The 13,400-nt window shown below is 48.2% G+C and carries 10 protein-coding genes; 5 read left to right on the top strand and 5 right to left on the bottom strand.

Features of this window, described 5'->3' with window-relative positions; genetic code table 11:
- Position 1 precedes the first annotated feature (1 nt).
- From OEV59_03940 to OEV59_03950, 3 genes are all read right to left on the bottom strand, one after another.
- Positions 2-1,723, bottom strand: coding sequence for a hypothetical protein (locus OEV59_03940; protein ID MDH4226893.1), 1,722 nt, complete (start codon positions 1,721-1,723; stop codon positions 2-4).
- Between the two features lie 43 nt (positions 1,724-1,766).
- Positions 1,767-3,458 carry a tetratricopeptide repeat protein gene (locus OEV59_03945; GenBank protein MDH4226894.1) on the bottom strand — a complete coding sequence of 564 codons (1,692 nt, stop codon included), beginning with the start codon at positions 3,456-3,458 and terminating at the stop codon, positions 1,767-1,769.
- A gap of 367 nt (positions 3,459-3,825) precedes the next feature.
- Positions 3,826-5,592: a tetratricopeptide repeat protein gene (locus OEV59_03950; GenBank protein MDH4226895.1), complete on the bottom strand. Its 1,767-nt coding sequence runs from the start codon at positions 5,590-5,592 to the stop codon at positions 3,826-3,828.
- A gap of 61 nt (positions 5,593-5,653) precedes the next feature.
- Here OEV59_03950 and OEV59_03955 point away from each other — a divergent pair, with 61 nt between their 5' ends.
- A complete protein-coding gene (locus OEV59_03955; protein ID MDH4226896.1) occupies positions 5,654-6,418 on the top strand; it encodes a glycosyltransferase family 2 protein in 765 nt (254 codons plus the stop codon).
- A 51-nt stretch (positions 6,419-6,469) separates the two neighbouring features.
- Positions 6,470-7,903, top strand: coding sequence for an NFACT family protein (locus OEV59_03960; protein MDH4226897.1), 1,434 nt, complete (start codon positions 6,470-6,472; stop codon positions 7,901-7,903).
- On the opposite strand, the gene OEV59_03965 is transcribed toward OEV59_03960, so the two are convergent.
- Both OEV59_03965 and OEV59_03970 read right to left on the bottom strand, forming a co-directional pair.
- Positions 7,882-9,738 (bottom strand): DUF4105 domain-containing protein, encoded by a 1,857-nt coding sequence (locus OEV59_03965; GenBank protein ID MDH4226898.1) that lies wholly within the window; start codon positions 9,736-9,738, stop codon positions 7,882-7,884. The two genes, OEV59_03960 and OEV59_03965, sit on opposite strands and share 22 nt — an antisense overlap.
- Before the next feature lie 97 nt (positions 9,739-9,835).
- Positions 9,836-10,312, bottom strand: a complete 477-nt coding sequence (locus tag OEV59_03970; protein ID MDH4226899.1) for a DUF3015 domain-containing protein — start codon at positions 10,310-10,312, stop codon at positions 9,836-9,838.
- 195 nt (positions 10,313-10,507) lie between these two features.
- On the opposite strand from OEV59_03970, the gene OEV59_03975 reads away from it, so the two are divergent.
- Genes OEV59_03975 through OEV59_03985 form a run of 3 tightly spaced genes read left to right on the top strand, consistent with a single transcriptional unit; the run spans position 10,508 to position 13,387 of the window.
- Complete coding sequence (locus OEV59_03975) at positions 10,508-11,371, top strand: phosphatidylglycerol lysyltransferase domain-containing protein (GenBank protein MDH4226900.1); 864 nt, start codon at positions 10,508-10,510, stop codon at positions 11,369-11,371.
- Positions 11,368-12,279 carry a TIGR01212 family radical SAM protein gene (locus tag OEV59_03980; protein MDH4226901.1) on the top strand — a complete coding sequence of 304 codons (912 nt, stop codon included), beginning with the start codon at positions 11,368-11,370 and terminating at the stop codon, positions 12,277-12,279. The genes OEV59_03975 and OEV59_03980 overlap by 4 nt, the downstream gene beginning before the upstream one ends.
- Before the next feature lie 37 nt (positions 12,280-12,316).
- Positions 12,317-13,387: an aminopeptidase gene (locus OEV59_03985; GenBank protein ID MDH4226902.1), complete on the top strand. Its 1,071-nt coding sequence runs from the start codon at positions 12,317-12,319 to the stop codon at positions 13,385-13,387.
- Positions 13,388-13,400 lie beyond the last annotated feature (13 nt).

Below are 13,400 nucleotides of genomic sequence, written 5' to 3' on the forward strand. Positions count from 1 at the left end.
CTTACTTATCGGGCCCTATAGTCTGAAGTTTCAACGGTGCTGCTGCTTTTTCTATCTCGGCTGCCGGCAAACGCTCGCCCTTTTGTACTCTATCTCCGAGCGTACTATAATACTTCACCTTTTCCGGCAACTCTTTTATCACATACAACAATGCAAGACATCTATACGCCCAGGGGTCTTTCGTATCATTTAACAATACCGCTGTTTTAAAATCGATTTCCGCCTTTTCCATATCCCCTTTTTTATTTCTTCTTTGAAAAGCATTGCCTCGCATAACATAGTGATTCCATGCTTTAGGGTTCGCCTTTATGCCTTCATTGTAGTCTATGATTGCTTCATCAAGCCTGTTTATACGGAAAAAATAATACCCCCGCTTAATACGGCTAAGGACTATCGCATCGGCATTTCCTTTGCCGACGTAGGAAAGCTCATGTGTCCAAAATGAGTAATCGTCTCTCCAAATATTTATCTGGGACGAAGTCTTCATGGTAAGCAAAATCACGATAGCAGCCGCAATGGCTATCGCCCCGGCCTTTACAACGCGCATTTCTCTGTAACCGTAAAACGCCGCGAGCGCCGCGCCCACAAGCAGAAATAACGACAAGGATGGCAGATACATATACCTATCGGCCGCCACCTGCCCGCCGACCTGAACAATACCGATAACAGGCAACAGCGTTATAACGTAAAAAGCCCACGCGGCGAGAAAATATGGCCGCTTTTTACAATACATAACACCAATCGCAGTTATAAACCCAAAAAAGGATATTGCCAACAAGGTTTTTCCTGACCACAGAGATATATCTACGCTGTGCGGATAAAACGGCATAAGAACGTTCGGAAAAACGGTTTTTTCAAGGTAAAACACATAGGTCTGAAACATATGCGCCGCCCTGACAGACATCGGTTTGACCTCTAACGGCGCTATTGCACTCTTTTGGGCCATTATGGTCGTAAGCGACACGGCAAGACTTAGCATTATAAACGGCACTTTGTTTACCGCTTCACTTATAAGATTCTTGAAACTATTTAGCCTCCCTAACGGATAGAAATCCAGTATAAGCAAAGTCACCGGTATGGAAACCGCCATCGGCTTGCTCATCATAGACAACACACAAAAAAACAGAGAATACGCATAAGCCCCGCCCCTGCTTGCCGATTCACCCGTTTTATAGCGAATATAAAACAACAGACAAAGAACATAAAACACCGCACAAAGCACATCCTTGCGCTCCGATACCCAGGCAACACTTTCCACATGCAACGGGTGTATGCCAAACAACATCGCGCAAACAAATGCGGCAAAAAATAGCCTGAACCTATCTGTCTCTTTGTTCAACACAACGGATAACAGCTTATACCCGAACCAGAACACAAGCCCTGTGGCAATGGCATGCAAAGCTATATTCGTAAGATGATAGCCCATGGGATCCAAACCCCAGATCATATAATCGAACTTATATGACAAATTAGTAAGCGGGTGCCAATTACCGGGATGCATAGAGGTAAATGCGGCGAAAATAAAATCCCACCCGTTTTGGGAAAGTAGTGGATTGTTTAAGACATAATCATTGTCGTCCCAGTCTACAAAACCAAAGGTGATGGCTTTCAAATATACAACAAAGGTAAACAATCCGATTGCCAGCGATATTGCCGGAACAAACCATTTTTTAGCAGCACTGTCGGAATTACCTGATTTTTCAAATATACTATTATTTTTCATTTTTCAAACTGCTCCAACACAACGATTTTTTTAACTTGCCGGTTTACTTACTACTTCTTGCGACCTTAACCGGATATGCCGCTTTTTCGATATCTTCAAAAGCAAGTTTCTCACCCTTCCTGATTTTTTCCCCAAGAGATCTATAATAATCCGCTTTTTTCAGCATCCCCGAAGCCGTATATAACTTCCCGAGCTTAAAAAAAGCATCAAAATGCACGCCCCTGTCAAGCGCCAGCATCGTCTTGTAATCTACAGCAGCCTTTTCGAAATCACCTTTGGCCACATAAGCATCGCCTCTCAACATATAATCTCCCGGAATTAATGCCGTCGGGCTCAAACCTGCATCGTAGGCCGCAATTGCCGCTTCATATTGCCCTCGCAAATAAAAATAACCTCCGATTTTTATAAGCGCAAGCTGCTTCATGTCCGCCGCTACAGCGAATTTATACTGGTGCATCCACATTGCACCGTCATCGCGCCATACCTCTATCTGCGCCGACGCCTGCACGCTCAAAAGAACCGTAATAAAAACAGCACCGACTACGGCAGATATTTTGACTATCATTTTGCGCCCGCCGCCAAGCAATACTCCAAGCACGCCTCCGGCAAGCAAAAACAAACCAATCGACGGAATATACATGTACCTGTCCGCTGCTATCTGCCCCCCGACCTGCACCAATCCTATCACCGGCAAAAGCGTCAAAACATAGTACGCCCACGCGGCACCGATATACGGTCTTTTTTTCATCCACAAAACACACGCTGCGGTTACGGCCAGGAGCACAAGAAAAGACACTACCGTTTCCGACGAAAAGTACTTGAACTCCGCAGTTTGCTGATAAAACGGAAGGAGCGGCTCGGGATAAAACAACTTCTTGAGATAAAAAACCCAGCTTTGTATCGCATTGGCAATGCGCGTCTCGCCGGTCTTGTATTCAAGCGGCACAATGGCGGTACTTTGCGCCAAAACGGTTATAACCGACATAATCGCGCTAAGCGCGAGAAATGGGGCCTTTCTCACGGTTTCTCTGACCAGGCTCTTAAACGTATCGATTGTTCTGAGCGGATAAAAATCCAAAATCAACAAAACCACCGGCAGCGTCACGGCCATGGCCTTGCTCATAAGAGCCAGCGTAAATGCGCTCAATGACAAGGCATAAAACCACGCGGCGCGGTTCCCCTGCGCTCCTTTGTGCTCAAGATAGAATATAACGCTTAAAACAAAGAATATCGCCGAAAGTTGATCCTTTCGTTCGGATATCCAAGCAACGCTCTCTACATGCTGAGGATGAACGCCAAACAGCACTGCGCAAAAAACCGCTCCAACAAGCCTTCTACCGTCGTTCTCGGCACCTGAAAATACTATGCCCAAAACCTTATACCCGCAAATCAACACCAGCATGGTTGCCAGTGAGTGCAGCATAATATTCGTTAGGTGATACCCCATGGGGTCCAGGCCCCATATTGCATAATCGAACTTATAAGACAGCATCGTAAGCGGATGCCAGTTATCCATATAAAACCGCGTAAACACGGTTTGCGTGAATTCCCACCAATCTTTTTTCAGCAAAGAATTACGGACAACATAGAAATTGTCGTCCCAATTCACAAAATCGAAGGTAATTGCCTTTAGATACAGCATGAACGTAAAAAGCCCTACGGCAAATGCCGCACCCGACACAACGTACTTTCTCGTGTCGTACCCGTTTTTATTGTTTTCATAAATTCCAAACATTGGCTTATCTATCTTTTTAATTTTTTAGCCACACACTTCCATAAACATCAGCGCCGCCACTGCAACTGCGCCAGGTTTGTACCTCTTCGTACTCCAATCTCCACGCGTGCTACACGCTTAATCAAACCGCCATACGACCGGCCGTTACTTCGTTCGTTTAGCCTATCATGGGAAAATCATACGCTCGGGGGAACAGCCGCCGGATCACCAGACGCTTTTTTGTAAATAACAGCGGCCTTTTTATCGTTAAGCTTCGAACCAACAACGCTTAAATTGCAATACGGTTCCTTGTACTTCGTGACGAGCTATGGTGCCTTCTTAAAACCACCGCGCACATCGACATGACATACGATTTATACCCAAAAACTCACAGCCCCTCGCCTTTGGACGCTGCCTTCACTTCTATCTGCACCGGACTTACCGACACCCAGAACTCCTTATCAGAAAGAACCTCGCCTCGTGAAAGACGCATATTAAGACTCTCGTAATATCGCGCCTTTTTGTCATTACCTGCGCCTCGAAATAACAATGCAAGATATTCATACCCGAATGCAGCCCAGGCCTTGTTAAGCGCTACGGCTACCTTATAATCCAAAATAGCCTTGTCAATTTCACCCTTTTTTTCGTATACAGGGGCTCTGACAGCATATAATATCCAGTTCTCCGGATTGGCATTTATCGCCATCGTCAGATCGGCAATCGCTTCATCGACCCTTCCTATGGAAAACAAATGCATGGCACGTTTCGCAAGCGGCAAAGGGAACACTTTGCCATCGAAATGCTCTATCTGGTGTGTCCAAAGCGTATAAGAATCCTTCCATATCGATATCTGAAAAGATGTTTTAATCGTCATAAGAACCAATAGAGCCGCTACTGTGACCGCGATACCGGCTTTCACCGGTTTTGCATGAGGCAATAAGAACAATAGCGCTGCCATACCGGCGCCTGCAATCAAAAACAGACCTATGGATGGTATGTACATATACCTGTCGGCAGCGGCCTGCCCTCCGACCTGCAATATGCCTATTACAGGAAGAAGCGTCAAAACATAACTTGCCCAGACGGCAGCTACGTACGGTCGGCGGCGCAACCAGACGATACTGATGGCCGTTATGCCCAGAGCGACTACAGCCGAAACAATAACAGATACGGAAAAAAACGAAATATTTGGCGTGGGAGCATAATACGGCAACAAGACATCCGGAATAAGAGCTTTCCTGAGATAAAAAACATAGGCAGACAACGCATGCGCCAAACGCATGGACAACGGCTTGGATTCCAGGGTCAGCATCCCGTGTTTTTGTATCAATATGGTAACAACAGAAACTGCCGCACTAAAAACAAAGAACGGGATCTTATTTATGATTTCGGCGACCAATGTTTTTAACGACGAAATTCTCATCAATGGATAAAAATCAAGGATAAGAAGAACAACGGGTAGCGTTACGGCCATTGGCTTACTTAACAACGCAAGAACAAAAGCGAAAAGGGAAAGCACATAAAAAGTCTTTTTTCTCACCTCATCGACATGACGATACCTAAGATATAAAACCATGCTCGCCACAAAAAATAATGCCGAGAGAATATCCTTACGCTCGGATACCCACGCCACACTTTCAACATGTAGCGGATGTACTCCAAAAAGAATGGCCGCTATCGATGCGGCCGCTATCACGGCCCTCCGTCTATTATCTCCTTTGAAAACAACAAGAAAAATCCTGTAACCGAAGACAAACACCAAGCCCGTGGCAACCGTATGCAGTATCACATTGGTCAAATGATACCCCATGGGATCGTCACCCCAAAAAATGTAATCGATCTTATACGACATCATCGTCAACGGATGCCAGTTACTGGCAAAGGTATAAATAAAAACATCGTTTAGGAAATTCCATCCGGTTTTCTCAAACAGGACATTCCCGAGAATATACTGATTATCGTCCCAGTTGACAAAACCAAAGGTAATGGCCTTGAGGTAAACAATGAAGGTAACAAACGCGCAAAGCAGGCAAGCTACATACGCCGCCGACCTCGCATCGAGCATTCTTCCTACGATTCCTGTGCGCGCCGTGTCGACGCTTTTTCCCATTAAATTATCATTTTGCATTTTCATCCAAGCAGCAAGAAGTTCCATCGTTTGACTAAACCATGTTATTATGACATAATTCGAAGACTAAATACATGCTAAAACTCCAATGCTCCGTGAACAAAAAATAGCCGTTGTGCTTCCGGCATACAAGGCCGAAAAAACCCTCGAGGCAACGTACAGGGAAATCCCTCTCGACATCGTCGACGAGGTAATCCTCGTCGATGACGGCAGCGCGGACAAAACCGTGGCTGTCGCAAAAACTCTCGGCATAAGGCACGTCATTGTCCATGAAAAAAACATGGGCTACGGCGCAAACCAGAAAACCTGCTACAAGGCCGCCCTTTCCCTCGGCGCCGACATAGTGGTCATGGTGCACCCGGACTACCAGTACACGCCAAAACTCATCACCGCAATGGCCGCCATGATAGTGTCCGGACACTACGACGTGGTGCTGGGATCTAGGATTCTCGGCAAAAGCGCCATCAAAGGCGGCATGCCGGTCTACAAGTACATCGCCAACCGGTTTCTTACGTTTACAGAGAACCTGCTGCTTGGACTGAAACTGTCGGAATACCACACCGGGTACAGGGCTTTTTCAAAGGACGTACTCCTTAAACTCCCGCTCACCGAGAATTCGAACGATTTCGTCTTCGACAACGAAATGCTGGCGCAGGCGGCCTTTTTCAACTTTCGCATCGGCGAGATAAGCTGCCCCACAAAATACTTCGACGAGGCATCGTCCATAAGTTTTTCAAGAAGCGTTATCTACGGCCTCGGCGTACTTTCGACATCCTTCAAGTTCTTTTTAAACCGCATCGGCGTAAAGCAATTCCCTATCTTTTCCGAAAACGGCCGCAGACTTTTATCTTAGCCGCCGGTGTTTTAGTTTGCCGCCTTGCCCGGCCTCTGCTACAATCGTTAAATGACGCCGCTCCTTCTCTCTAAAATAATCGAAGAACTATGGCCACAACTCGACGGCTCACTTGTAAGTTCCGTGCACCAGCCCGACGACAAGACCGTGCTGCTAAGGCTCATGACGCGGCGCGGCCAGAGGACGCTACTTGTATCCACGCATCCTCTTTTTTCGCGCCTTAATCTATTTACGGAAAAGCGCGAGAACCCGGCAACCCCGCCGCGCTTTTGCGCGCTTCTTAGGAGCAGGATAGAAGGACTAAGAATCACGGAAATACGCCAAAAACCAGACGAACGCATAGCCAAAATCGCTCTCGGCGACAATGCCTTCACGCTCGTAATGGAGCTTACCGGGAAATCCTCGAACATCATTTTACTCGACAATAAAGGGGTTATTGTCGATGCGCTAAGAATCTTCGCGCCGGAGACGTCGGTGCGAGCTGTAATGCCAGGAATAACTCTTGCCGCTCTTCCCAAACAAGAGATATTAAAAGAGTCCGCACCGAAAATCGAACCAGCGGACAACGAAACATGGAACGAAGCAGTTGAAAAATATTTTTCCGCAGCCGAGGAAAAGGAGAGATTTTTAACGCTCAAAAAAAAGCTTCTTGGCGCGATATCGGGCGCGGCAAAGCACGCAAAGCGAAAGCTCGAAAACAGGCTTAACGACAAAACTGCCGCCAACAAAGACCTGCTATCCTCCAAAACAGGCGACATAATATCGGCCAACCTTCATAAACTCAAAAAAGGCATGCACGAGGCTTTGCTTGCCGATATATATTCGGATACTAATAACGAAGTCTTGGTAAAGCTCGACCCGACGCTCTCTGCCTCGGAAAACGCGGCCAAATACTATAAACGCGCCAAAAAAGCCGCAACCGCGCTAAAACTTCTTGAAAGGAGCATCCCGGAGGTCGAGGCTGAGATTCTAAAACTTGAAAATCTTACCAAAGAATGCGCGGCAATAAACACCGAAAAAGACGCTCTGACGCTGGAGAAAAAGCTCATCGCCGCCGGATACATGAAAAAGGAAGAAACTCCTGGCGTAAGGAAGAAAGAGGCCTCGCTGCCCATACGCCAGGAAAAGACCTCGGACGGTTTTACACTTCTTATAGGAAAGAGCTCGAAAGGAAACGACCTGCTTATAAAGGAATACGCATCTGACGAAGACCTATGGTTTCACGCAAAAGGGATTGCCGGAGCGCACGTTGTTCTGAAATCAAAGGGGCGCGCAAAGCCTCCGAGTGAAAAAGCCATCCACGAAGCAGCCGTAACCGCGGCCTCCTCCTCTAAGGCATCTGCGTCGACAAAGCTCGAGGTAATATGCGCAAGCGTAAGGCACGTAAAGAAGCCCAAGGGCGCAAAGCCCGGAATGGTTACTGTAACCGAATACAAAACCCTTATAGTAAAACCGGACAGGGCTCAGATAAAATCGAAGAAATAACGCCAGGTAAGCGCGGCATCGGTTGAGTAGATGCCGAAGGTGCGCTCCCTTTTTACTTCCAGCATAAGAGAATTGTTTTGCGAAAGCTTGACGCTTTGCAAGAGCGCGGCCTCGTAGGTCTTATGCGTATCGCCAAAGGCAAAGCTCGTTGCCCGCACATATAGATGCGCCGAGTACCTGCCCGCCGGGCTTAAAAGAAACCCGAGGGTCGCTCCGCCGCCAAGGGCATAACTATCTTCGAGCCTGCCGCTGATATCGAACATGCCGTCAACTGTAACATACGGCCTAAGGGCGCCGAAACCGGCCACATACCCTGCCCCGGCAGAGGTCCTGTACACCAGGTGGTCGTCCTTGTCCGGGAATATCCGTTGAACAAACCCGGTCCTAACCTTCCAGGAAAGCGGCTTAAAGAATATGTCGCGCGGGGTTAACGAAAGAATATTTAAAAAGTCGAAGTACTCGAGCTCCCCGTTATTTCTCTCCGGATAATGCCTGGCGCCGAGGCTGAAAAACTCTATCTGTGAGCCGTCTATGAAGCCTTCCTTTGGGTCAAGGAGGTTATGGTACGCTGGACGAAGCCTTATCTCCTCGTAAAAACGGCCGGAATCAGTGCCAATGCCAAGCGAGAAACTTTTTGAACGGTGCCCTGCCTCGGGCCCGGCAGGCGTTGGCACCGAATACACGTTCTCGCTTTTTTCGGCAATCGTTCCGCGCGCCTTGAGGATAGCGAGAAAACGCCTCTGAAACTCGCCCTTTTCCATCTTTTCCTTTGTATAACGGTACTGCGAATATTCCGCCGCAAGGTCGAGTATTTCTATCTTCTCGGTTGCCGGGATGCCAGACGACAGCACGCTTTCCGGCTCTATCTCTTTTTTCGCCACGGCAATGGCCGTTTTGGAACCGCTGCGGCCAACAAGCGAAGCGACATGACGTATTTTGGAGGATCTCGACGGACGGTACTCGACCTCCTTTATTATGCCGGAATCGCGTATTTTTCTTAGCGTATCAACCGGAATAACGGAGAATCCGAAACCGTCTGTAAGCCTAAGCTCCGGCCTCGCGGCCTCCATAGCGAACATAATGGTGTATGAACAGTTCTCGTCGAAGAAATAATAATATGTATACAGGTCCTTCATCTCCCAGAGATGATACACCATCATCCTCACCTCGGCCTCCGTGAGATCGAGTTTATATTCCCACATGTCGCGCTGGTCCATGTCGTTATACTCCTGCACCTTCGTATAATACGGCAGGATGGAATAAAAGCCCTGATAATAACCGAAGACGCCTTTAAAGGCGTAGATAAGGCCGTTTGTGTCGGTCGGGAGCGCGGCATAATTGGCCGCAAAGGACACGAGCTTACTTTCCTTATCCGAATCTATTCTCAAAAATGTATGGCCAAACATCGAAGCCGGCGCGTTTATATGAGCGGCCGAAAACACCAGGGCCGCGCTCTTGGGATTTATATTGCGCATGGCCTCGTTGAACATGGCGCAGTTTATCGCAGGCAGTTTCGATACATCGATGGAAAGTTCTTTTATAAGCCACTCGTGTCTGGCAACGAATCGACACCTCGGGTTTGTTTTCTCATCGGTCGAGGCGTCGAAAAGCGCGTCTATGGTTGCGTTAAGCTCTACCTCCGGGTTTCTCTTGCCTCCGAGGGCAAGAAAAAAGAACGGGTCGTCAACAAGGCTCTCCACGCCGCCGCGCACGGGCTTATAGTGCAAAAGGACTTCCCATGTCCTGCTCTGGGCAAGCTTTTTCTCCGAAGCCGCCTTTTTAAGCTCTGCTGCGTATGGATTTTCGTCTGAAAAACAAACGGAAGGAAATATCAAAACAGCCAGAATAAGGCAAAAAAAGAGGGATACGCGCCGTGAAAATATCGCGTATCCCCTGAGAAGATGCTTCAATGGTATCTGTTCCGTGCCTTAATTAGCCCTTGGTAACCGCAACGATGTTGTCGATTACGTCGGCAGCTTCAACGTTCTCGGAGGTGTAGATGTTCGAGAAGTTGGACTGAAGTGTTGCGAAGAACTCGCCTCTCTCTGCGGTCGGTACGTTCATAAGCTCCGCGAGTGTGGAAAGGCTCTCGCCCGAACCCATTGCGATGTCGGAAGCGAGGTTGTCCATGTTCGAGGCAACGAAGGTGTTGACCTCATTGGAGGCTATCTTGTCAGCCTTTTTGCAGTTCGAGGTGCCGGAGGTGATGCCAAAGGTGCCGTTGCCGCAGGTGCCGTTAAGAAGCGTCATCGCGAGCTGGGCAAGGAGTGAATCGTTATTCTGGATAAGGACCGCTCCGAGACCGCAACCCGTGTTGGACTGCGCTGCTGCATTTGCTGCCTTTGCGTCACTTGCCGACATACCGAATACAACTGCTGCTGCCGCTGCTGCTACCAAATACTTTTTCATGTGCCAAACCTCCTTAGATAGATTGTTTTGTGACATGAAACCAACTGGTTAATTATAACTCTATGGGTTTTATTGTCAAGACGATAAATGAAAATTCTCGATTTCTTTTATATTACGGAACGTTAGGAACGGGTACACGGCCTTTGGCCGTGGAAAATACCGCCCCTTGATGCTATACTATAATGACCGACCATAATGACAACCATCAAAAAATACCCGGATTCCTCGGAACTGACCGTTCAAATGAAGGATACGTTGAAAAGCCGCCTGGCAAGCCTAAGGGACGGCGTGTCCGAGCACTCGTTTGCGAACCTATACCTTTTCAGAAAGATCCATAACTATAAAATAAGCGCCCTTGAAGGCGACAACCTCATAATAACAGGCTCTGACCTCGGCAAAAAGTTCTTCATGCTGCCCTTCGAGCTGCCGGATAAAGGCACACTCGATAAGCTCTTCGAGAAGCACTTATCCATGAAATGCGTTTCAGAGGAAAAGGCAACGCGCCTAAGCCTGCTCGGCTACGCTATAAAAGAAGACCGCGACAATTTCGACTACCTTTATAAGAGGGACGAGATGGCCTCGCTTGCCGGCAAGAAATACTATAAGAAGAAAAACCGGGTAAAAAAGTTCCTTTCCGAGCACTCGCCCGAGTGCCTGCCGCTAACCAATGACCGCATAAAGGACGCCCTCTCGGTGCTTGAGCTCTGGAAGGGCGAAAAGGACACTCTCGGGGACTACGAGGCGGCAAAAGAAGGTCTCCTTCTTATGGAGGAACTATCCCTTTGCGGCGCGGTCTATTATATAAACAACAAGGCAGCAGCCTATACGCTTGGCGAAGAACTTCACGCTGGCGACACATTCGTCGTACACTTTGAAAAAGCAGCGCACAAGTACACGGGGATTTTTCAGTACGTTGCCCGGAGCTTTGCTTCACTTCTTCCGGAAAAATACGTCTACATAAACAGGGAGCAGGACCTGGGGCTTGAGGGGCTAAGACAGGCAAAGGAGAGCCTGAAGCCGGCTGCGTTCATAAAAAAATACCGGGTATTTGCCAAATGAAAAGTACCGAGCGGTATTACTCGCTGTCGTCGTATCTGAAAGAGACCTACGGCGCGGCACTAAGAAAGGTCTCCATAGACGCGGGTTTTACCTGCCCAACGCGCGACGGAACGATTACTACGGGCGGCTGCGCGTACTGCAATGCCGACACGCTAAGGTTCGAGGATAACTCGCAAAAACTCGCCATAACCGAACAAATCAATAACGGAATAGCAAGGCTTGGGGAAAAAACAGCGCCCGGGGTCATTGCCTACTTTCAGGTAAACACCAATACATACAAAGACGCCGACACACTTAAAAAACTTTACCTCGAAGCTGCAACACATCCAAAGGTGCGCATCGTGGCTGTATCCACCAGGCCCGATTGTCTTGAAGACAGCGCTCTCGATATATTGGAAGACATCCGCAAAACAAAGCCCGTATGGCTGGAGATGGGGCTCCAGAGCTCAAACGACGCAACCCTCAAGGCCATAAACCGCGGCCATACGCAAAAAGATTTCGATGACGCGCTAAAAAAGGCCGTAAAAAGGAACCTCGATGTCTGCGGCCATGTAATATTGGGCCTTCCTGGCGAGGACAAAGAGACCATGCTCAAATCAGTAAGGTTTCTTGCTCGTCGCGGCATCTGGGGCATAAAGTTGCATCAATTGGACATTGTAAAAGATACGCTGTTTGCAGCGAAGTACGAGTGCGGCAGAATCAAAACTCTTTCCCTTGATGAATACGCCGAAATAGTGGTAGAATCCCTTGAACTGCTCCCTGCGTCAACGGTAATACACAGGCTTTCCGGGGACACTAAAAAAGAGCTCCTCGTTTCGCCGCTATGGGGGCTTGAAAAACTAAAGGTCAAAAATAAAATCGAAAAGCTGCTTACGGAAAAAAACACGCGGCAAGGGGCGAAATACTAGCCCTGATATAAAACGAATACAGAGGAGACCACACAAAATGACCGACCCAAAGATAAAAAAGCTCGCATCCATACTCGTTAACCACTCGGTTACAGCGAAAAAAGGCGATGTCGTGCAGATAAACGCCGGAACAGAGCTTGCAAAGCCGCTTGCGCTCGAGGTATATAAAGAAGCGCTCAAAGCCGGCGCGCATCCTTTTATAAATGTCGGGTTCGAAGAAGCAAACAAAATATTCTACGACATGGCCACAAAAGACCAGCTCCAAAACTTCCCAAAAATAAAGATGTTCGAGGCAGAGAACATAGATTGCGTCATAAGCATCGCTGCGCCGTACAACAAAAAGTCCATGTCAACGGTCAACCCGGCAAAGGTGGGAGAGAGAAGTAAGATTATCAGAAAAATCCGCGACACCATTATAAATAAAAAGCGCTGGGTCATAACGAACTTCCCCACACACGCCCTTGCGCAGGAAGCGGACATGACGCTGCCTGATTACGAGGAATTCCTTTATAAGGCCACCAACATCGACTGGAACAAAGCAAAGGTCATGGGCAATAAAATCAAGCGCGTGCTCGACAAAGGCAACACCGTGCGAATAGTCGGCAAGGATACGGACCTTACGCTAAACATCAAGGGCAGGCGGAGCATCCCCTGCTTTGGCGAGAGGAACATGCCGGACGGCGAGACCTTCATGTCGCCAATCGAGGACTCGGCAGAGGGTAAAATCTACTACGAGATGCCTGCCATATACCAGGGCAGAGAGGTCACCGGCATACGCCTTACCTTCAGGAAAGGCAAGGTCGTGGAGGCCAGAGCCGATAAGAACGAGGCATTCCTAAACGCCATGCTCGACACAGACAAGGGCGGCAGATATCTTGGCGAGCTCGGCATAGGCTTTAACTACGGCATACAGAAGTTCACGAAAGACATCCTTTTCGACGAAAAGATCGGCGGCACCGTGCACCTTGCGGTCGGCAAATCCTACGAAGAGGTCGGCGGCAAGAACGTCTCTGCCATACACTGGGACATGATAAAGGATTTACGCCAGGGCGGGGCCATATACATAGACGGCAAGGCCATACAGAAAAACGGCAAGTTCCTCATATAAGCCACACCCTTCA

Source organism: Deltaproteobacteria bacterium, from assembly GCA_029858205.1.
In the GTDB taxonomy this organism is placed as follows: Bacteria; Desulfobacterota; GWC2-55-46; order GWC2-55-46; family DRQE01; genus JAOUFM01.